The 21,470-nt window shown below is 46.5% G+C and carries 21 protein-coding genes; all 21 read left to right on the top strand.

All coding sequences use genetic code 11. The annotated features are described in order from the left end of the window. Nucleotides 1-24 precede the first annotated feature (24 nt). Nucleotides 25-1,443 (top strand): oxaloacetate decarboxylase subunit alpha, encoded by a 1,419-nt coding sequence (locus AAAT93_RS06450; protein WP_021985618.1) that lies wholly within the window; start codon nt 25-27, stop codon nt 1,441-1,443. Between the two features lie 140 nt (nt 1,444-1,583). Next, nucleotides 1,584-2,972: a TrkH family potassium uptake protein gene (locus AAAT93_RS06445; protein WP_118373586.1), complete on the top strand. Its 1,389-nt coding sequence runs from the start codon at nt 1,584-1,586 to the stop codon at nt 2,970-2,972. A 14-nt stretch (nt 2,973-2,986) separates the two neighbouring features. Next, a complete protein-coding gene (locus tag AAAT93_RS06440; protein ID WP_118373585.1) occupies nt 2,987-3,634 on the top strand; it encodes a potassium channel family protein in 648 nt (215 codons plus the stop codon). Then, a complete protein-coding gene (locus AAAT93_RS06435; protein ID WP_195540734.1) occupies nt 3,634-4,902 on the top strand; it encodes an NAD(P)/FAD-dependent oxidoreductase in 1,269 nt (422 codons plus the stop codon). The genes AAAT93_RS06440 and AAAT93_RS06435 overlap by 1 nt, the downstream gene beginning before the upstream one ends. A 33-nt stretch (nt 4,903-4,935) precedes the next feature. Further along, the gene (gene cmk, locus AAAT93_RS06430; RefSeq protein WP_021985614.1) at nt 4,936-5,589 is read left to right on the top strand and encodes a (d)CMP kinase; all 654 of its coding nucleotides are present in this window, start codon (nt 4,936-4,938) and stop codon (nt 5,587-5,589) included. A gap of 24 nt (nt 5,590-5,613) precedes the next feature. After that, a complete protein-coding gene (locus AAAT93_RS06425; protein ID WP_227572828.1) occupies nt 5,614-7,554 on the top strand; it encodes a bifunctional 4-hydroxy-3-methylbut-2-enyl diphosphate reductase/30S ribosomal protein S1 in 1,941 nt (646 codons plus the stop codon). Nucleotides 7,555-7,556: 2 nt separating this feature from the next. Next, the gene (locus AAAT93_RS06420; RefSeq protein WP_118545035.1) at nt 7,557-8,342 is read left to right on the top strand and encodes a CheR family methyltransferase; all 786 of its coding nucleotides are present in this window, start codon (nt 7,557-7,559) and stop codon (nt 8,340-8,342) included. Nucleotides 8,343-8,452: 110 nt separating this feature from the next. Beyond that, the gene (rplS, locus tag AAAT93_RS06415; RefSeq protein WP_021985611.1) at nt 8,453-8,812 is read left to right on the top strand and encodes a 50S ribosomal protein L19; all 360 of its coding nucleotides are present in this window, start codon (nt 8,453-8,455) and stop codon (nt 8,810-8,812) included. Nucleotides 8,813-8,903: 91 nt separating this feature from the next. Next, entirely contained in the window at nt 8,904-9,509 is a 606-nt protein-coding gene (gene lepB / locus AAAT93_RS06410; RefSeq protein ID WP_021985610.1) for a signal peptidase I, read from the top strand. Between the two features lie 3 nt (nt 9,510-9,512). Continuing rightward, the gene (ylqF, locus tag AAAT93_RS06405) at nt 9,513-10,367 is read left to right on the top strand and encodes a ribosome biogenesis GTPase YlqF (RefSeq protein ID WP_021985609.1); all 855 of its coding nucleotides are present in this window, start codon (nt 9,513-9,515) and stop codon (nt 10,365-10,367) included. 11 nt (nt 10,368-10,378) lie between these two features. Further along, nucleotides 10,379-11,140 carry a signal peptidase I gene (gene lepB, locus AAAT93_RS06400; RefSeq protein ID WP_021985608.1) on the top strand — a complete coding sequence of 254 codons (762 nt, stop codon included), beginning with the start codon at nt 10,379-10,381 and terminating at the stop codon, nt 11,138-11,140. Nucleotides 11,141-11,201: 61 nt separating this feature from the next. Beyond that, complete coding sequence (locus AAAT93_RS06395) at nt 11,202-11,969, top strand: ribonuclease HII (protein ID WP_021985607.1); 768 nt, start codon at nt 11,202-11,204, stop codon at nt 11,967-11,969. After that, on the top strand, nt 11,966-13,657 hold the full coding sequence (locus tag AAAT93_RS06390; RefSeq protein WP_227572827.1) for a flagellar hook-length control protein FliK: 1,692 nt from the start codon (nt 11,966-11,968) through the stop codon (nt 13,655-13,657). The genes AAAT93_RS06395 and AAAT93_RS06390 overlap by 4 nt, the downstream gene beginning before the upstream one ends. 82 nt (nt 13,658-13,739) lie before the next feature. Continuing rightward, complete coding sequence (locus AAAT93_RS06385; RefSeq protein WP_021985605.1) at nt 13,740-14,045, top strand: EscU/YscU/HrcU family type III secretion system export apparatus switch protein; 306 nt, start codon at nt 13,740-13,742, stop codon at nt 14,043-14,045. A 16-nt stretch (nt 14,046-14,061) separates the two neighbouring features. Beyond that, the gene (locus AAAT93_RS06380) at nt 14,062-14,439 is read left to right on the top strand and encodes a YraN family protein (RefSeq protein WP_118373579.1); all 378 of its coding nucleotides are present in this window, start codon (nt 14,062-14,064) and stop codon (nt 14,437-14,439) included. A 75-nt stretch (nt 14,440-14,514) separates the two neighbouring features. After that, nucleotides 14,515-15,456, top strand: coding sequence for a peptidoglycan editing factor PgeF (gene pgeF, locus AAAT93_RS06375; RefSeq protein ID WP_227572826.1), 942 nt, complete (start codon nt 14,515-14,517; stop codon nt 15,454-15,456). A 40-nt stretch (nt 15,457-15,496) separates the two neighbouring features. Then, on the top strand, nt 15,497-16,837 hold the full coding sequence (locus AAAT93_RS06370) for a DUF512 domain-containing protein (protein WP_021985602.1): 1,341 nt from the start codon (nt 15,497-15,499) through the stop codon (nt 16,835-16,837). Next, nucleotides 16,830-18,152, top strand: a complete 1,323-nt coding sequence (der, locus tag AAAT93_RS06365) for a ribosome biogenesis GTPase Der (RefSeq protein ID WP_021985601.1) — start codon at nt 16,830-16,832, stop codon at nt 18,150-18,152. The genes AAAT93_RS06370 and der overlap by 8 nt, the downstream gene beginning before the upstream one ends. 2 nt (nt 18,153-18,154) lie before the next feature. Continuing rightward, nucleotides 18,155-18,826 carry a glycerol-3-phosphate 1-O-acyltransferase PlsY gene (plsY, locus tag AAAT93_RS06360; RefSeq protein ID WP_021985600.1) on the top strand — a complete coding sequence of 224 codons (672 nt, stop codon included), beginning with the start codon at nt 18,155-18,157 and terminating at the stop codon, nt 18,824-18,826. Nucleotides 18,827-18,839: 13 nt separating this feature from the next. Further along, entirely contained in the window at nt 18,840-19,859 is a 1,020-nt protein-coding gene (locus AAAT93_RS06355) for an NAD(P)H-dependent glycerol-3-phosphate dehydrogenase (protein WP_195540729.1), read from the top strand. A gap of 140 nt (nt 19,860-19,999) precedes the next feature. Continuing rightward, nucleotides 20,000-21,460, top strand: a complete 1,461-nt coding sequence (gene spoIVA, locus AAAT93_RS06350; RefSeq protein WP_021985598.1) for a stage IV sporulation protein A — start codon at nt 20,000-20,002, stop codon at nt 21,458-21,460. The last annotated feature ends 10 nt before the right edge of the window (nt 21,461-21,470 follow it).

Genomic DNA, 21,470 nt, shown 5'->3' with positions numbered 1-21,470 from the left:
TAGAGAATTTAGGAGGTCAGACTAATGGCAGAAGAAAAGAAACCGGTAAAGATTACCGAAACTGTGCTGAGAGATGCACACCAGTCTTTGATTGCAACACGTATGACAACAGAGCAGATGTTGCCAATTATTGATAAAATGGATAAAGTTGGTTACCATTCCGTAGAGTGCTGGGGTGGTGCTACATTCGACGCTTGTCTCCGTTTCCTGAAAGAGGATCCATGGGACAGACTTCGTAAGCTCCGTGACGGATTCAAGAATACAAAGCTTCAGATGTTGTTCCGTGGACAGAATATCCTTGGATACAGCCCATATTCTGATGACGTTGTAGAGTACTTCGTACAGAAGAGTATCGCAAACGGTATTGATATCATTCGTATCTTTGACTGTCTGAATGATATCCGTAACCTGGAGACAGCTGTAAAGGCAGCAAACAAAGAAAATGGACATGCACAGGTTGCACTTTCTTATACACTTGGCGATGCTTATACAATGGATTACTGGAAGAACATGGCAAGACAGATCGAGGAGATGGGTGCAGATTCTATCTGTATCAAGGATATGGCCGGACTTCTTGTACCAAACGAGGCTACAAAGCTTGTAAAGGCTTTGAAGGAAGGTACAAAGCTTCCAATTCAGCTTCATACACATTACACATCCGGTGTCGCTTCCATGACATACATGAAGGCAGTCGAAGCTGGATGTGACATTATTGATACAGCAATGTCGCCACTTGCTATGGGTACATCACAGCCTGCAACAGAGGTTATGGCAAAGGCATTCGAGGGTACAGAGTTCGATCCTGGATTCGACCAGAATCTTCTTGCTGAGATCGCTGATTACTTCCGTCCACTCCGTGAGCAGTGGCTGGAGTCCGGACTGCTTAGTCCAAAGGTAATGGGCGTTAACATCAAGACTCTGCTTTACCAGGTACCAGGTGGTATGCTTTCCAACATGGTATCCCAGTTGAAGGAGATGCATGCAGAGGATAAGTACGACGAAGTATTGGAAGAGATTCCACGTGTTCGTAAGGACTTTGGTGAGATTCCACTTGTTACACCATCTTCACAGATCGTTGGTACACAGGCTGTATTGAACGTTGTTATGGGTGAGCGTTACAAGACTCTTACAAAAGAGGCAAAGGATATGCTCGTAGGTAAGTACGGTAGAACTACGGTACCTGTAAATGCAGAGATTCAGAAGAAGGCGCTTGACAGCCTTGGAATGAAGGAGCCTATCACATATCGTCCGGCAGATGACTTAGAGCCATCTCTCGCTAAGTTCGAGAAGGAAATGGCGCAGTACAAGCAGCAGGATGAGGATGTTCTTTCTTATGCATTGTTCCCACAGGTTGCAACAGAATTCTTCAAGTACAGAGAAGCGCAGCAGACAGGTGTGGATGTAACAGCAGCAAATACAGAGAATAAGACATATCCGGTATAATAAGCCAGGATAAAAGATATCAAAAGGCGGAGAGCTTTTTCTCCGCCTTATTCTTTCATAATATAGAGCAGGTAATTGCGATATACAATTACGTGTTTCGCAATTACCTGCAATAAAAGATATAAGTGTGGAGAAAAAATATGGATGTAGCGGAAAAAAATGAAAAGAAATTAAGGCGGCAGATGCGGACGACATCAAAGATATTGCTTGGCTTTCTGCTTGCGATTCTGACCGGCGCGGTTTTGCTGACGCTTCCGGTTGCGACGGTGTCGGGAAAATCCGATTTCCTGACGGCGTTATTTACTGCGACAACCTCCGTCTGCGTGACGGGGCTTGTAGTTGTTCCGACCTTTTCGTATTGGACATTATTTGGTAAGATTGTAATTCTCGCGCTGATACAGCTCGGGGGACTTGGAATTGTGGCATTGACGTCATTTGTTATGCTGCTTATGAATCGAAAATTCTCCTTGCGCAATCGTATGATGATTCAGGATGCTTTTGGATTAAGTACGATGCAGGGCATGGTTGTATTTATAAAACGAGTGATCAAAGGAACTGTGATTGTGGAGATGTTAGGCGCGGTCTTATATATGTTTGCGTTTATCCCACAGTTTGGTGTGGCGCATGGAATCTGGTATTCTGTATTCAATGCGATTTCAGCGTTTTGCAATGCAGGAATTGATATCATTGGACCGGACAGTCTGATGACGTATGCGGATTCCCCGCTTGTACTGCTCACGTCGTCGTTTCTGATCATCTGTGGTGGACTTGGATTCGTTGTCTGGTGGGATGTGGTAGATGTGCTTTCAAACGTGCGTGCAAAAAAGATACCGGTCCGTGATATCTGGCGTCGATTCAATACACATACAAAAATCATATTGATGATGACATTTGCATTGATTTTATCCGGCATGGTTGTCACATTTCTATTTGAATGTAACAATCCGCTCACGCTCGGAAATATGTCACTTGGAAAGAAAATGCTCAATGCATTTTTTCAGTCTGTGACACTCCGAACAGCTGGATTTGCATCAATCAGCCAGAAAGGATTGACAGAGCCGACGGTACTTGTGAGTTGTGTAATCATGTTTATTGGCGGTTCGCCGGTCGGAACTGCCGGTGGCATCAAGACGATGACGGCTGCGACACTTGTGTTTGCAGTTTTGGCTGTAGTACAGGGACGCAAAGAGACGGTCGCATTTAAAAAAACAATCCCGACATCTATCGTCCGTCGGTCGCTGGCTGTGACAGTTATCGGTTTTGGCACATTGATTTTGTTTTCTGTTCTGCTTCTGGCGACAAATCCACTTTCCCTGTCGGATGGTGTCTTCGAAGTGACAAGTGCAATCGCAACAGTCGGGTTGTCACGGGACGTGACTCCGGGGCTGAATGTGATTGGAAAATTGATTATCATATTATGTATGTATCTTGGCAGAGTGGGACCAATCACGATGTTCATGTTCTTCGGACAGCGTGCGACAAACCACAACTCTGTAAAATATGCGGATGCGGAAATTATTGTAGGGTAGGAGGAATGAAATATATGAATAAATCGATCGCGGTTATCGGTCTTGGACGGTATGGGAAAAGCATTGCAACAGAATTGTATAAAAACGGCGCGGATGTGCTTGCAATCGATGGAAATCCAGAAATTGTAAATGAGATTGCGGACAGTGTGACTTGTGCCATGAGTCTGGATGTCTGTGATATGGATGCACTAAGAGAGACAGGTATCTCGAACATGGATGCGGTAGTTGTGGCGATGGCTGACAGCTTAGATTCCAGCATCATGTGCGTAATGTCTGCAAAGGAACTTGGCGTGCCAAAGGTAATTGCAAAGGCAAAGGATGAGATGATGGAGAAAATCCTGAAGCGGGTTGGTGCAGACCAGGTTGTTTTCCCGGAGAAAGAATCCGGAATCCGTCTGTCGCACAAACTGATCTCAGAACATCTTGTCGATTATTTTGACCTGTCGGACAGCACGAGCCTTGTGGAGATTCTTCCACGTGCGGAGTGGGTTGGTAAGAATCTGCGGGAGCTGAATCTTAGAAAAGAATATAAAATCAATGTTGTTGCTGTGATCCAAAATGATGAATTCAATATCGCTATGGATCCGGATACGCCATTAAAGGCGGACGAGCCGTTACTGATTATCATGAAGAAGTCGGATTTGAAGAGGTTTGAGAGATAATGCGAGCAGCTATCATAGGTGGAGGCGCTGCCGGTATGTATGCAGCAGTTATGCTTGCACAGGCAGGGCACTCCGTGACAATATATGAAAAAAATGAAAAACTTGGCAAAAAACTTTTCATCACAGGAAAAGGCAGATGCAATCTGACAAACAATTGTGAAGTGGAAGAGCTGATGAAACATGTGGTGACAAATCCAAAGTTTTTGTATAGTGCATTTTACAATTGTAATGCACAGGATGTGATGCAGTTTTTTGAGCAAAATGGACTGGAATTAAAGACTGAACGCGGAAACCGGGTATTCCCGGCATCGGATCATTCTTCGGATGTGATAAAAACGCTTGAGCAGGCGTTAAATAAGCGAAAGGTAACGGTTCGTCTGCACCATACGGTAACGAGAATCCTGACGGAACCGGTGCATGACCGGATGCAGAATCATATGCGTGTGACAGGCATTTGCGTGAAGGACGAGAAGGGACTGCAAAAGCAGGAACATTTTGATGCGGTGATTGTGGCAACCGGGGGACTTTCCTATGAGCGAACCGGATCAACCGGAGATGGCTTACAGTTTGCCAGAGATCTTGGACTGCAGGTGACAGAATGCCAGCCATCGCTTGTGCCATTTGAGATCGAAGAGGATTTCTGCCGCAACTTGATGGGACTTTCGCTTCGGAACGTCACATTGTCGTGCTATACAAAAAAGAAAAACAAAGACAAGCTTTTGTATCAGGAACAGGGCGAAATGCTGTTTACGCATTTCGGTATCAGCGGACCACTTGTGCTTTCTGCATCGGCGTATACAGGCAAAGCGAAAGGGGAACCAATCTGGGTAGAGATCGACCTGAAACCGGCACTTACTATAGAACAGCTTGACGCACGTATCCTGCGGGATTTCGACGCGGCGAAGAACAAACAGGTGCGTAATGCACTCGATGAACTGTTGCCAAAGAAGCTGATTCCAGTTATGATAGAGCTTGCGGAGATTGATCCGTTTAAGCAGGTGAACGCCGTAACGAAGGAAGAACGGGAACGACTCATTGCTTGTATGAAGAAGCTTACGCTGCATGTGGTAGGCACGCGCGGCTATGAGGAAGCTATCATCACCAGAGGTGGCGTGAGCGTGAAGGAGATCAATCCGAAGACGATGGAAGCAAAACAGATTCCGGGACTTTATTTTATCGGCGAGGTGCTGGATGTTGATGCACTGACCGGCGGATTTAATTTGCAGATTGCATGGGCGACTGCTGCAACGGTGCTGCTTTCAGAATAATAATATAGAAATCTATTTGGAGGAACAAAGAATATGAATATTGCAATTGATGGACCGGCAGGCGCAGGAAAAAGCACAATCGCACGTCGGGTAGCAAAGGAAAAAGGCTATATCTATGTGGATACCGGTGCGATGTATCGAGCAATCGGTCTGTATTTTATGAATGAGGGTGTTGATGCAGAGAATGCAGCCGCTGTGCTTGATGCACTCGCAGCGATTCAGGTTGAGATTAAATATGAGGCTGGCGAACAGCAGGTATATCTGAATGGTAAAAATGTATCGAAGAAGATCCGCCAGGAGGCAGTCGGCAACATGGCATCGAAGGTGGCAACCAAGCAGGCAGTCCGAGATAAGCTGTTAGACCTGCAGAGAAATCTTGCAGCCACACAGGATGTCGTGATGGATGGCAGAGATATCGGTACATTTGTATTGCCAAATGCGGAACTGAAAATCTATCTGACTGCATCGGTGGATACAAGAGCCGACAGACGGTACAAGGAACTTGTGGAGAAACATATGCCGGCGGATCTGGAAGAAATCAAGCGTGATATCGAGGCAAGAGATTATCAGGATATGCACCGGGAGATTGCACCGCTTACGCAGGCGGAGGATGCGTATTATCTGGATTCTTCCGCGCTTACGATTGACGAAGTTGTGGCAGAGATCATTCGCAGGATTCCACAGTAGGAAAAGGATAGGAGATCTGCATTTATGAGAGAGATAAAGATTGCAAAATCTGCAGGCTTTTGTTTCGGCGTCAAGCGGGCGGTGAATCTCGTCTACAATCAGGTTGGAAATGCAAAAAAGGTTTATACCTATGGTCCGATCATTCATAATGAGGAGGTTGTTTCTGATCTGGAACGAAAGGGTGTGCATGTGCTTTCGGAAGAAGATATTGATGCCATGCTTGCCCATGACGGCAGAGAGGACGATGCAAAAGAAATCGTGATCCGATCACATGGCATCGGGCGGGATGCCTATAAAAAGCTGGAACAGCTTGGGTTTGAAATCGTCGATGCAACGTGTCCGTTCGTGAAAAAAATTCACCGTATTGTACAGGAGGAAACTGAGCAGGGACATTGTGTGGTGATTGTCGGAGACGAAAATCATCCGGAAGTATGTGGCATCCGCGGCTGGTGTGTCCGGGAGCCAATTATCGTTAATTCCGTGGAACAGGCACAAAAAAAGCTTGATTTTCTTGATAAAAATGTGTATATTGTCGCGCAAACGACATTTAATGACGTAAAATTTAAAGATATAGTTGAATTTTTTAGAAATAAAGGATATAATGTCATTGTTTATAATACCATATGTAATGCTACCGAGGAACGACAGAGAGAAGCAAGAGCGCTTGCAGCTGATGTTGATACCATGATAGTGATTGGTGGTAAGAGCAGTTCGAATACACAGAAGCTGTATGAGATCTGTCGCAGAGAATGCGAAAATACTTACTATATTCAGACACTCGTTGACTTGGATTTAACTGTTATTGAATCCGCTAAGAGGGTAGGTATTACAGCTGGGGCATCTACCCCAAATTATATTATTAAGGAGGTTCATGACAGTATGTCAGAATTAAGTTTTGAAGAATTGTTGAAGCAGTCCGAAGAGAATGGTAACAAGATTCGGGTTGGAAGCGTAGTTGAAGGAAAGGTTATCGCTGTTAAGCCAGAGGAAATCATCGTAGATATCCAGTACAAGGCTGACGGTATCGTTACCAGAAATGAGTACTCAAGTACTCCAAACTTAGATCTTACAACTGTTGTAAAGGTTGGAGATCCAATCAAGGTTAAGGTTATTAAGACAAACGACGGCGAGGGACAGGTTCTCCTCTCATACAAGAGAGTTGCTGCAGATGAGTCTTATGACAAGTTAGAGGAAGCATACAACAACGGTGAAGTTCTTACAGGTAAGGTAACACAGGTTGTTGACGGCGGTTTGAATGTCGTTGTAAATGAGTGCAAGGTATTCATTCCTGCAAGCCTCGTATCTGATACATTTGAGAAGGATCTCACAAAGTATCAGGATCAGGATGTTGAATTCGTATTGACAGAGTTCAACCCTAAGAAGCGTAGAGTGATCGGTAACAGAAAGCAGCTTCTTGTTGCTAAGAAGGCAGAGCTTGCTAAGAAGTTATTTGAGAATATCAAGGTTGGCGATGTAGTAGAAGGAACAGTTAAGAACGTAACATCTTTCGGTGCATTCATCGATCTTGGCGGAGCAGACGGACTCCTTCACATCTCTGAGATGTCATGGGGCAGAGTCAATGATCCAAGCAGCGTTGTTAAGGTTGGCGACGTTGTTAAGACATTCATCAAGGATATCAACGGTGAGAAGATTGCCCTCAGCATGAAGTTCGAGGATGAGAATCCTTGGGTAAAGGCTGCTGACAAGTATGCAATCGGCAATGTTGTAACAGGTAAGGTTGTACGTTTTGCAAGCTTTGGTGCATTCGTAGAGCTTGAGCCAGGTGTAGATGGACTCCTTCATGTTTCCCAGATTTCTAAGGAGCGTGTAGAGAAGCCAGAGGATGTTCTGAAGGTAGGTCAGGAGATCACAGCAAAGGTTGTAGATTTCAAGGCTGCTGAGAAGAAGATCAGCCTGAGCATTCGTGCCTTAGATGATGCACAGGAGGCTTCTGAAGAGGAGTAGGCATGGCATATCAATATGAAGAGTTTAAGCGGGATGTGTATAAACTGACCGATATCAACTTAGACCTTTATAAAGAACGCCAGATGAAAAGAAGAATAGAATCTCTGATCGCCCGCAAAGGGTTTGACGGATTTGAAAGTTTTTACAAAGGTATGAAGCAGGACGAAGGTCTACTTCGTACCTTTGTTAGTTATCTGACGATTAATGTGTCTCAGTTTTATCGGAATCCACAGCAGTGGATGAATTTTGATCAGGAGATCATTCCGTATCTGCGAAAAAAATATGGAGATACTTTAACGATCTGGAGTGCGGCATGTTCCACGGGTGACGAGCCATATACGATCGCCATGATTCTGTCAGAGTATATTCCGTTGTCGAAGATCCGTATCATTGCGACCGATCTGGATGAGGATGTACTTGCCTTTGCAAAAGAGGGCGTCTATCCGGCGAAGAGCCTGTCCGATCTGCCGAAGAAATACTTAGACAAGCATTTCAAGAAGGTGGATGACAGTCATTATGCAATCAGCCCGGAAATCAAGAAATGCGTGGAATTCAAGAAGCACAATCTGCTCAAGGACCGGTATTTCCAGCATATCCATATGATCGTCTGCCGGAATGTCGTCATTTATTTTACGGACGAGGCGAAAGATCAAGTATATGAGAATTTCCACGGTGCCCTTGCGGATGATGGAATCCTGTTTATTGGCAGCACGGAACAGATCTTGCATGCAAAAGAACTGGGATTTGAGTCGTTGCGTACATTTTTTTATAAAAAAATGAAAATATAACTTGCGCGAACAATTATCCTATGATATAGTTATGTGGTTGTGAAAAAAGGGATGGTCCTCTGGTGCAGATGCGCATTAAGAACGTCTAAATTATTTAGGAGGTCACACAAATGGCATTAAGTGCAAATGAAATCATCAAGAACATTGAGACAGCACAGTTGAAGCAGGATGTTACAGACTTTAACGTAGGTGATACTATTAAGGTATACGCTAAGATTAAAGAGGGTAACAGAGAAAGAGTTCAGGCATTTGAAGGTACTGTACTGAAGAGACAGGGCGGAAGCAACCGTGAGACATTCACAGTTCGTAAGAATTCAAATGGCGTTGGCGTTGAGAAGACTTGGCCACTGCATAGCCCAACGATCGAGAAGATCGAGGTTATTCGTAGAGGTAAAGTAAGACGTGCAAAACTTAACTACTTACGTGATCGTGTTGGTAAGAAGGCTAAGGTTAAGGAACTTGTAAAGTAATACTTGCAGAGACAATGGAAACTTGCCCCCAGATTCATTTCAATCTGGGGGTTTCCTATTATGAAGAGAAGTATCTTTCTGGAGGATTGCATTGAGACGTAGAGGACAAAAAAGTTATTACGATAAGCATAATCTATCGAGATATGTATCAAAACGAAATTCCAAGATCAAACGGTTTTTCCGTTCATTTTGGCGTTGGATACTGCTTGTGTTTGTTGCCGTGATTGTCGGATATGCGATTGTGACGTTTGGATTTCAGACGGTGACGGTAGTGGGACCGTCGATGAATCCGACGCTGGCAGATTCACAGGTTGTGCTGGTCAATAAAATCGTATATAAAGTATCTGATGTGAAGCGGTATGATGTGATTGCGTATTCGCGCGTGGATGGCGATGGATATTATGACATCAAGCGTGTCGTTGGTCTACCGGGCGAGACGATCCGTATCTCAAATGGCGATATCTATATCAATGGAGAACGACGCAGCGATGTCCCATTTACAATGACGATTCAGATTAGCGGTGTGGCGGAGGATGAGATCACACTGGGGGACAGTGAGTATTTCGTGATGGGCGACAATGTGAATAACAGTGAGGACAGCCGTTATACGAATGTTGGAAATATAGCAAAGACAGAGATAAAGGGAAAGGTCGTATCAATCCTTCTCCCGCGCAGCGATAAAGGAAAGGTAAAATAAGTGATGAATATTCAATGGTATCCGGGACATATGACGAAAGCTAAGCGTATGATGCAGGAAGATATAAAGCTGATTGATATTGTGATCGAGCTGCTGGATGCAAGAGCACCATTATCCAGCAAGAATCCGGATATTGATAATCTTGCTACGAACAAGTCACGCATGGTGATTCTAAATAAAGCAGATATGGCAGATGCGAGAAAGACCGCGAAATGGGAAGAGTATTTTAAAGCGAAGGGATTCTTCGTGCTCAGTATGGACTCCCGGAAGAATTCTGGTATGAAGCCGGTATCTGATACGATTCGGGAAGCGTGTAAGGAGAAGATTGCGCGTGACCGGAAGCGTGGTATTATCAACCGCCCAATCCGTGCAATGATCGTTGGAATTCCGAATGTCGGCAAGTCTACATTTATCAATTCCTATGCGAAGAAATCGTGCACGAAGGTCGGAAATAAGCCGGGTGTTACGAAAGGAAAGCAGTGGATTCGCATTGGCAAGGATGTGGAGCTTCTTGATACACCTGGTATTCTGTGGCCAAAATTTGATGATCAGGAGATTGGCCTGCGGTTGGCGTATATCGGTTCCATCAACGATGAAATCTTGACGAAAAGCGAGCTTGCCTTAAAATTCATAGATTTTTTAAAAATAAATTATTGTAATGCTCTGACAGACAGGTATAATATAGATATTGATATACAGAATTCTGAGAATTTTGAGATATTGAAGCAGATTGCGGTTGCAAGATTATGTTTGTTAAAAGGAAATGAACCGGATCTTGACAAGGCTGCGGCGATTTTATTCGATGATTTTCGAAGCGGCAGACTGGGACGTATGACGTTGGAGGAGATACCGGAATAGGGAGTTTATAGATGATGAAGAAGAAAAAGAATGCGGATGTCGTAGAGACGGAAGCTGCAGAAGCGGTGACAGAGGAAACAAAAACATCCAAGGACAAAAAGCCGGAGACAGAAACGGCAGAGGATATCGAGAAAAAGGCGGAAGAGGAAGCTGCGGAGATTGAAGCATATGACGCAGAAGGAAATCCGATCTTAAAAAAGAAAAAGAAGAGAAAAAGCAAGAAGAAAAAGACACAGAAACCGGAAGAAGTTAATATCGTGAAGGAGCTTCTGAGTCTGATCATCTATATCGGAATCGTTGTTCTGATCTGTTATTTTATCCTGAACTTTGTAGGTTGTCGTTCCAAGGTCGATGGTTCTTCGATGAATCCGACACTGGAGGATAAAGATAATCTGTGGGTAGATAAACTGTCGTATACATTTGGGGATCCGAAGCGGTTTGATGTCGTGATCTTTAACTATGATGAGAACACGACTTATGTCAAGCGTATCATCGGTCTGCCGGGTGAGACAGTCCGTATCGATCAGAACGGAAATATCTATATTAACGGCAAGCTGCTCAAGGAGAATTACGGCAAAGAGACAATGTTGAACAATGGACGAGCTGGTTCGGATGTTTATCTTGGTTCGGACGAGTACTTTGTGCTTGGAGATAACCGGAACAACAGTATCGATAGCCGATGGTCGGATGTCGGAAATGTCAGCCGGGAGGATATCGTCGGGAAGGTTGTCCTGCGAATCTATCCATTTAAGAGCTTTGGACTGATTAAATAACAATATAGGACTGTGTATATACACAGTCCTTATTTTGCATTTAACAAAGGAGTAGGAAACGATGAAGATACAGGAGATCAAGGCGGCGTATCAGGCACTCGATCCAGATGATGAGCCGATGCTGCAGCAGTTTATACATACCTATGGCACCGATGCGCGAAGCGGGGTGCAGACACTTGTGGAGCAGACGAAAAAGAAGCTGGTGCAGTTAGAGGCAGAATATGTCCGTTCCGAGAAAATGCTTGCGTTTGAACGTAAGTATCATGCGATGGGAAGCCGATATATATGTGGGATAGATGAAGTCGGCAGAGGACCACTTGCGGGTCCGGTTGTGGCATGTGCGGTGATACTGCCGGAGGATGAGATGCTTCTGCATCTGAATGATTCCAAGCAGGTGCCAAGAAAGAAACGGGAGATCTTATACGATATTATCCGGGAGAAAGCAGTTGCATATGGTATTGGTGTTGTCTCAGAGAAACGGATTGACGAGATCAACATCTTACAGGCAACTTACGAGGCTATGCGCATGGCAATCGCGAATCTGAAGGTACAGCCGGATCTTTTATTAAATGATGCGGTGCGTATCCCGGAGGTCGATATCAAGCAGGTGCCGATCATCAAGGGAGATACGCTGTCTGCAAGTATTGCGGCGGCAAGTATCGTTGCAAAGGTGACAAGAGACCGTATGATGGTAGAATATGATAAGGTGTATCCAGGCTATGATTTTGCAAGCAACATGGGCTATGGCAGTGCGAAGCATTATGCCGGTCTTGATAAGCTTGGACCTTGCGAGATCCATCGAAGAACGTATATTAAGGAATATGTATGAATATAGATAACGGAAATCTTCAATTCAATCGGTATCAGACCGGTACGATAGGAAATGCCAGACCGGAAAACGTAGCTGCAAACAATACGCAGACGGCGTCTGGCAATGCTGCGCTGGCACAGGCACAGGAGGGGCAGACCTTTACGGGGCGGATCGTCGATGTGAATGGTTCGCAGGTGACGATTCAGATGGATGGAAATATGATGCTGCAGGCGCGGATGGCGGAAGCGGTGAACCTCAATATGGGTGATACGATTGCGTTTCTCGTAAAGGAGAATTCCGAAAACACGGTGATGATTCAGCCGCTTGCGTCGGATATGCAGGCGATGAAGGATCAGACGATCTTTGATCTGCTCGAAAAGAACCAGCTCTCGCCGTCGGACAAGAACTATCAGATCGCTGAGACACTGTTAAATGAGAATATGCCGGTCGATCGTGCCAGCATGCAGAAGGTACTGCAGCAGGCATATAAATACCCGGATACGCCGATCCAGACGCTTGTATCCATGAACAAGATGCAGCTTCCGGTGACGGAGCAGACGATTGCAGGCTTCGAGCAGTATCAGACGAACCAGCATGCGATGATGCAGGCGTTGTCCGGGATGACCGAGGAACTTACGGCGTATATGTCCGAGCCGGACAGTATGCGGGAGATGCTGCAGGTGTTGTCCGATGCACAGGATCTTCCGGTACTCGATGCAGACACGATGCTGCAGGAGTTAGAGCAGACGACAGGTGATGTGCTGTTTGCGCAAGGAGCAGTAATCGCTGGTGACCAGCTGCAAGCCACAGACATGACGGGCAATCCACCTGTATTATCCGCGGAGCAGCTGACAACCTATGCGGAGAAATTCGGCATGACTGAAGAACAGCTTACCGGGCTTACGAAGCAGTTACAGGATATGCATTTTGATGCACAGACGATACAGACGGTACTTGCAAAGTCGGATACGACGATGCAGCTTGCGAATCATCTGCAGGCACTTGTGGCGGGCGCCGCGGATAAATCAATGATCGATGCGGAGACGCTGAAGGGGTTTTTCACGTCGGACGGCATGAAGGAGCTGTTAGCGGCAGCTATAAAAGAGAAGTTCACGCTGAATCCGGAGAAGATGCAGAACCCACAGGAGGTCTCCGATCTGTATAAGGGAATCTATGAGAAGATGGACCGCCTGATGCAGCAGATGAGCAGCCATACAGGCTCATCCGGAGAACATTTGTCCGAATCTGCGAAGGGCATGCAGGAGCGGATTGATTTCCTGCAGAACTTAAGTAATTTGTTCCCATATGCGCAGATTCCGGTGCGTATGGAAGGCGGAGATAGAAATGCGGATCTGTTCGTCTATATGAACAAGAAAAGGATGCAGGAGAAAAAGGAAGATGTCAGCGCCCTGTTGCATCTGGATATGGAATATTTAGGACCGACAGATGTGCATGTGTCCTTGCGCGGGACGATAGTTCACACGAAGTTTTATGTGGAAGACGAGGAAAGTGCGAAGATCATTGATGCACATATGACACAGCTCGAACAGGCGATTGCGGAGAATGGGTATTCCCTGACAAATGAGGTAATCATGCGGGAGCCGACGTTGCACCCGGATACCGAGAAAAATGCCGTGGTAAAGGAGATGTTCGGCGACGACATCGAGAAGAGCGTGAAGCGGTATTCGTTTGATGTGCGGATGTAACTGAAAAATGCAATGTACAAAGTGCAGGAATCTGTAGAAAAAACGTGTGAGACATGGATTGGATGAAACAGAGGGAAAATAGATGGCACAGAATTTTAATGTAGAGACAAAGAAAAAAGATGATAAGAAAAAGGCAGTTGCCTTAGTCTATGAGCCGGGAAATGAGGCACCGCAGGTTGTTGCGTCCGGAAAAGGTGTGATTGCGGAACGCATCATTGACACGGCGAAGAAGAGTGATGTGCCGCTCTATAAGGACACCGACCTTACGAACACTCTGTTGAACCTGGATATCGGTGAATGTATCCCACCGGAGCTGTATGGCGTTGTAGCGGAGATATTAGTCTATGTCGATCGGATGGATAAGCTGCGCGCGAAGCTTGGGAAATAGATAAGTGGGGATAGCTATGGATAAACGATCGTACAATAAAAGACAGGTCGGTACGGAGAAGGAGAATCTTGCCGCGGAATACCTGAAGAAGAAAGGGTATTTCATCATTGAGAAGAATTACCGGGTACGGCAGGGCGAGATCGACCTGATAGCGCGGGACAGCATGTGTATCGTGTTCATTGAGGTCAAATACCGGGCGAATGGCAGAAGCGGGGATGCCTTAGAGGCAGTCACACGTGCGAAGATACGGCAAATCTCGAAGACTGCGCTTTTTTACCTGAATCAGAAGAAAATAAGCATTGAAAATACACCGATCCGGTTCGATGTGATCGGTATCAATGGAGATTCCATCACGCATGTTGAGAATGCGTTTGATTTTGTGATGACAAGGTAAGCTTAAGCATGATAGAAAAGGATAGCGTAAAACAGGAATCAATAAGAATAAACAGGAAGAGACAGGAACAGATAAATGAAACCAGTACAGTTTGATCTGAAAATAAATCCAGAGGCACTTGTGACGCGGGCAGAGGAACATCTGCATTTCTTACGGGAACGCAACACGTATTTCGAGAATGCGAAGGTGGAGGGTGTATCCGTCCCGGTTCCGGTGCTGCGGTATAAAATATTTGACGCATATCCGGAGCTCGTGGTCGGGTTTTCGACGCGACTGGGCGGTGTGAGCAAGGGATATCTGGGAAGTATGAACCTGAGCTTTACCCGTGGCGATGAGGAAGCGTCTGTGATGGAGAATCACAGACGGTTTGCGCAGGCGTGCGGGTACGATTACACGAAGCTCGTGTTCTCGGATCAGGTACATAAGACGAATCTGCGGATCGTGACGAAGGACGACTGTGGAAAGGGTATCGTGCGGGAACGTGATTTCTCGGAGATTGACGGACTCATCACGCAGGAGGTTGGAATTCCGCTTATGACGTTCTATGCAGACTGCGTACCGCTGTTTCTGTACGATCCAGTGCAGCGCGTGATTGCGACGGCACATTCCGGATGGCGCGGCACCGTTGGGCGTATCGGTATGGTAGTCGTACAGAAGATGCAGGAATTCTATGGTTCTAAGCCGGAGGATATCATCTGCGCAATCGGACCATCCATCTGCAAAGCCTGCTACGAGGTAAGCAAGGATGTGGCAGATGCGTGCGGCGTATATACAGAGGAACAACGGAAGATACTATTAGAAGACAAGGGAAATGGTAAATATCAGCTTGATTTACATCAGGCGTGCTATTATAATTTTACGGATGCAGGTGTGTTGCCGGAGCATATTGCGTTGCCGGATATCTGCACTTGCTGCAATCCGGAACTGTTATTCTCCCATCGGGCATCCGGTGGCAGACGCGGCAATCTGGGTGGCGTGATTATGCTATGCGAATCAACAGAGGAATGCCGGGATTGAAATATACAATCCATTTAATACAGAAATTTAGGATACAGATATGAAACGACATAAAATAACAAAGGTTGATGAAGGTGGAATTGCGGAGGAACTCGGAATCGAGGAAGGCGATTTTCTGCTTGCCATCAATGACAAAGAAATTGAAGATATATTTGACTACGACTTTATCGTGAACGACGAATACCTCGAAGTGCTGATCGAGAAAGCGAACGGTGAGGAATGGTTGTTAGAGGTCGAGAAAGACTACGACGAAGATCTCGGCATGGAGTTCGGGGAGTCTCTGATGGACGAATACCGGAGCTGCTTCAACAAGTGCGTATTTTGTTTTATCGATCAGAATCCGCCGGGCATGCGTGAGACGATCTATTTCAAGGATGACGATACGCGTCTGTCTTTCTTGCAGGGAAATTACGTGACGCTCACGAACATGAAGGAGAAGGATATCCAGAGAATCATCGACTATAAGTTAGCGCCAATCAACATCTCCGTGCATACGACGAACCCGGAGCTCCGGTGTCAGATGCTGCACAACCGGTTCGCCGGGAAGGTCATGGACTATATCCAGATGCTCTACGATGCAGATATTCCGATGAATGCACAGGTTGTGCTCTGCAAGGGGCTAAACGATGGCGATGAATTGCGCCGGACGATCGGGGATCTGCTCGCTTATGCACCGACGATCGAGAGTCTGTCGGTCGTACCGGTCGGACTGTCCAAGTACCGGGATGGGCTCTGTCAGCTGGAGAGCTTCACGAAGGAGGATGCGAGGGAAGTCATCTCGATTATCGAGGGCTTCCAACAGCAGGCGATGGAGAAGTTTGGCGAGCATTTCGTGCATGCGAGTGATGAGTGGTATATCACAGCAGGTTATGATATGCCGGGGGAAGACCGCTATGACGGCTATATCCAGCTGGAAAATGGTGTTGGCATGACGCGGCTGTTTTTAACAGAGGCACAGGATGCCGTGGATATCTACCTCGAAGATCATGACGGAAAGCCGTGGGCTGGGAAACGGAAGGTCTCGACGATAACCGGACTGATCGCCTATGACTATGTCTGTCAGGTTGCAGAGATATACAAGCAGGCGGCACCGGGGCTTGATCTGCAGGTTTTCCCAATCCGGAATGATTTCTTCGGCGAGAAGATCACGGTGACAGGACTTCTGACCGGACAGGATATCGTGAAGCAGTTACAGGGCAAGGATCTGGGAGAGGCGTTATTCCTTCCAAGCCAGATTGTGAAGGCGGATGAGCCGATTTTTCTCGATGATATGACGGTTGAGGAATTGCAAAACGCTTTACAAGTACCGGTGATTATTGTACAATCAAGCGGTGTGGGATTATTTAACAGAATGATAGAAATGGAGAACGAACATGAGTAGACCGGTTGTTGCCATTGTCGGCAGACCAAATGTCGGTAAATCTACATTGTTTAACACGCTGGCGGGCGATCGTATCTCGATCGTACAGGATACACCAGGTGTTACAAGAGATCGAATCTATGCCGATGTGACATGGTTAAATTATAATTTTACGATTGTGGATACGGGCGGTATCGAGCCGGAATCCAACGATATTATATTGAAGAGTATGCGGGAGCAGGCGGAGATCGCGATTGAAACCGCAGATGTGATTCTATTTGTGACAGATGTCCGTCAGGGACTTGTCGATGCGGACGGAAAGGTTGCAGATATGTTACGCCGTTCGAAGAAACCAATCGTGCTGGTTGTCAATAAAGTGGACAGCTTCGAGAAGTTTATGCCGGATGTATACGAGTTTTACAATCTGGGACTGGGTGATCCACAGCCGATCTCAGCGGCATCCCAGCTTGGACTTGGCGATATGCTCGACGAGGTGGTCAAGCATTTCGGCGAGAATGCACTGAAGGAAGAGGAGGATGAGCGCCCACGTATTGCAATCATCGGAAAGCCAAACGTTGGTAAATCATCCATCATCAACAAGCTACTCGGCGAGGATCGTGTGATTGTATCGAACATTGCCGGTACGACGCGTGACGCGATCGATACAACGATCAAGCGGAATGGCACAGAATATGTGTTTATTGATACGGCGGGACTGCGCCGGAAGAATAAGATCAAGGAAGAGATTGAGCGGTACAGTATCATCCGTACCGTATCAGCGGTCGAGCGATGCAATGTGGCAGTGCTCGTCATTGATGCAACGGAGGGAATTACCGATCAGGATACGAAGATCGCAGGTATCGCCCATGAGCGCGGCAAGGGTATGATTATCGCCGTCAATAAATGGGATGCAATCGAGAAGAATGACAAGACAATGAAGAAGTTCACCGAGGATGTGCGTGAGAAGCTTTCGTATATGCCGTATGCGGAACTGCTCTTTATCTCTGCGGAGACCGGTCAGCGTCTGCCGAAGCTTTTTGAGACGATTGATATGGTTATCGAGAACCATTCGCTTCGTGTGGCAACCGGTGTCTTAAATGAGATCATGGCAGAGGCAGTTGCTTTGAACCAGCCACCTTCAGACAAGGGTAAACGCCTGAGACTTTACTATATCACACAGGTTTCTGTGAAGCCGCCGACGTTTGTCATCTTTGTCAATGATAAAGAACTGATGCATTTTTCTTATACGAGATACATCGAGAATAAAATACGGGAGGCGTTTGGATTTAAGGGAACGCCGCTGAAGTTCATTATACGGGAGAGGAAAGAAAAATAATCATGATACTAGCGAGAGTGATCTGTCTGGTGGCAGGCTATGCATTTGGACTGCTTCAGACATCGTATATCTATGGAAGAATGAAAGGCATTGATATTAGAGAGCATGGAAGCGGCAACGCTGGAACGACGAATGCCCTCCGGGTACTCGGAAAGAAAGCCGGACTGATCGTATTTATCGGCGATCTGTTCAAGGCAATCATCATCAGTGCGATCGTGCATGTTGTGATCGGACATTTGTATCCAAACGAGGTGTATCTGTATCTTGCCTATGCCGGACTTGGCACAGTGCTTGGACATAACTTCCCTTGTTATCTGCATTTTAAGGGAGGAAAGGGAATTGCGACAACCGCTGGGATTATCGTTGGTTTCTTAGATCCTGTGATTATCGTCAGTTGTTTGATTGCGTTTATTGTGATCGTAGCGATTACCAGATATGTCTCCCTTGGTTCCATCACCATCGTGACGATGTTCTGTATCGAGTATGCGATCTTCGCATTCCATGGGAAATACGGCTTTGATCTGGCGAGTGCACCATCGTATCATGCGATGGTGGAGAGCGTGATCGTGGTAGCCGTGATCTGCGGAATGGCGATCGTGCGGCATCATGCGAACATCGTGCGGCTGTTGCATCATGAGGAAAATAAATTAGGCGCGAAAAAAGCGGTTTCATAAAGGGGGTTAACGTATGAAGATCGGTATATTGGGTGCCGGAAGCTGGGGTACAGCGTTGACGGTACTGTTATCAGACAATGGACATGATATTACTGTGTGGTCTGTGGACGAAAAGGAAATTGAGATGCTTGACACGAAACGGGAGCATCTGACGAAGCTGCCTGGCGTGAAGCTGCCGGATTCGGTGCGTTTTACGACAGATGAGCAGGAGGTGTGCAAGGATGCAGAGCTTCTCGTGATGGTCGTTCCATCGCCATTTATCAGAAGCACGGCGAAACGTGTCGCACCTTACATAACAGAGGCACAGACAATTGTAAATGTATCGAAGGGAATTGAGGATGAATCCCTCAAGACTCTGACAGAGGTAATACACGAAGAGATTCCACAGTGCAAGGTTGGCGTCTTATCCGGTCCAAGCCACGCAGAGGAAGTTGGAAAGCGTATGCCGACAACCGTGGTTGCCGGTGCGAAGGATGAGAAGACCGCGCTTATGATCCAGGATGCATTTATGAACGATTACTTCCGTGTGTACGCGAGCCCGGATGTGATCGGTATTGAGCTTGGCGGGGCACTGAAGAATGTCATCGCGCTTGCGGCAGGTGTTGGTGACGGACTCGGATGTGGTGATAATGCGAAGGCTGCAATCATCACACGTGGTATTGCGGAAATCATTCGTCTCGGCACAGCCATGGGTGGTAAACTTGAAACATTTGCAGGTCTTTCCGGAATTGGAGATCTGATCGTGACCTGTGAATCCAAGCATAGCCGGAACCGGAAGGCAGGATTCCTGATGGGACAGGGTAAGACCTATAAGGAAGCAATGGATGAAGTACAGATGGTTGTTGAGGGCGTGTATTCTGCAAAGGCAGCTTACAAACTCAGCCAGAAATATGGTGTGGAGATGCCGATCGTGTCGGTCGTCAATCGGTTGTTGTTTGAGGATTTAAACGCAGAAGAGGGTATGAAGATGCTGCTCACCAGAAACCGTACTTCTGAATCGACAAGACTTGCATGGGACAATGAGCAGGCCTAGAGACATATATCAATAAAGAAGTGAAATAGAAGCTGTCAGAGGACGGCTTCTATTTTTTTGGAATAAATCATGTAGCCGGACATATATTATATTGAGTTATTGAACATAGTCAGGTAGGAATATAGGAGGCTGGTGCTTGGATGAACATTTATAAGGATATAGAAACACGAACCAATGGCGAGATCTATATCGGTGTGGTCGGTCCGGTGCGGACAGGAAAATCGACCTTTATCAAGCGATTTATGGAGCTGATGGTGCTTCCGGCGATTGCGGATGATAATAATCGGAAGCGTGCCATGGATGAGCTGCCTCAGTCGGCTGCCGGAAAAACCGTGATGACGACCGAGCCAAAGTTTATCCCGAAGGAAGCGGTTGAAGTGCTGTTTGAGGATGGGGTACATTTCAAATGCCGCATGATTGACTGTGTCGGATACATGGTACAGGGCGCAGAGGGACACGAGGAGGACGGCAAGGAACGGCTTGTGAAGACACCGTGGTTTGACTATGATATCCCGTTTACAAAGGCGGCAGAGATTGGAACAAAGAAGGTCATCTACGACCATTCGACCGTCGGCATCGTTGTCACCTGTGACGATACAATCTCGGAGCTTGACCGAAGTGCGTACATACAGCCGGAGACACAGACGATTCAGGAGTTAAAGACGCTCGGCAAGCCGTTTATCGTGATCTTAAATACGAGAAAGCCAGCCAGCCCGGAGACACTGGAGCTTGCACAGCAGATGGAAGCAGAGTATGGTGTCGGGGTATTGCCGATCAACTGTGACCAGCTGCGGAAAGCCGATGTCGTACATATTTTTGAAGCACTGTTGTTGGATTTCCCGGTGACCTGCGTGAAGTTTGATATCCCAAAATGGGTGGAAGCACTCGATATGAAGGATGCAATCAAACAGAAAATCGTGGAGAAGACAAACCAGATCTTTAGTCAGATGTATCTGATGAAGGATGCGACGAACTATGCGTTTGTCGAGGATGAATATCTGCAGTCCATCGAGATGCAGGCACTCAACCTGGCAGATGGCTCTGTCGAGATCCGTCTTGTATTAAAACCGGAATATTACTATGCAATGCTTTCTGAGATCATGGGTGAACCGATCCAGAACGAATACGATTTCATGAAAGCAGTCAAGTCGCTTGCTGCAACAAAGTCCCAGTGTGCGAAGGTAAGTACTGCGCTGATGCAGTCGTTTAAGACCGGCTATGGCTCGGTAACACCAGATGCAGGCGATATCCGGCTGGGTGAACCGGAGATCATCAAGTCCGGAAACAAGTTCGGCGTGAAATTGACGGCGCAGGCACCGTCCATCCATCTGATCAAGGCGAATATCACGACTGAGATTGCACCGATCGTCGGCTCTGAGGAACAGGCGAAAGATCTGATCGCATATATCCATCAGGATGGGGAGAAGCAGGACGATATCTGGGATGTGAATATATTTGGTAAGACGGTGCGCCAGCTTGTGGAGGATGGACTTTCGGCGAAGGTCAACAAGATCACGCAGGAAAGCCAGCAGAAATTACAGGATACGATGGAGAAAATCGTCAACGATTCGAACGGCGGAATGGTTTGCATTATTATCTAAAAGATGATAG

The sequence above is a fragment of the Coprococcus hominis (ex Arizal et al. 2022) genome (genome assembly GCF_040094675.1).
GTDB classification, from domain to species: Bacteria; Bacillota; Clostridia; order Lachnospirales; family Lachnospiraceae; genus Coprococcus_C; species Coprococcus_C hominis.
The sequence above is the reverse complement of the archived record's forward strand: the minus strand, read 5'-3'. Positions and strand labels throughout refer to the sequence as shown.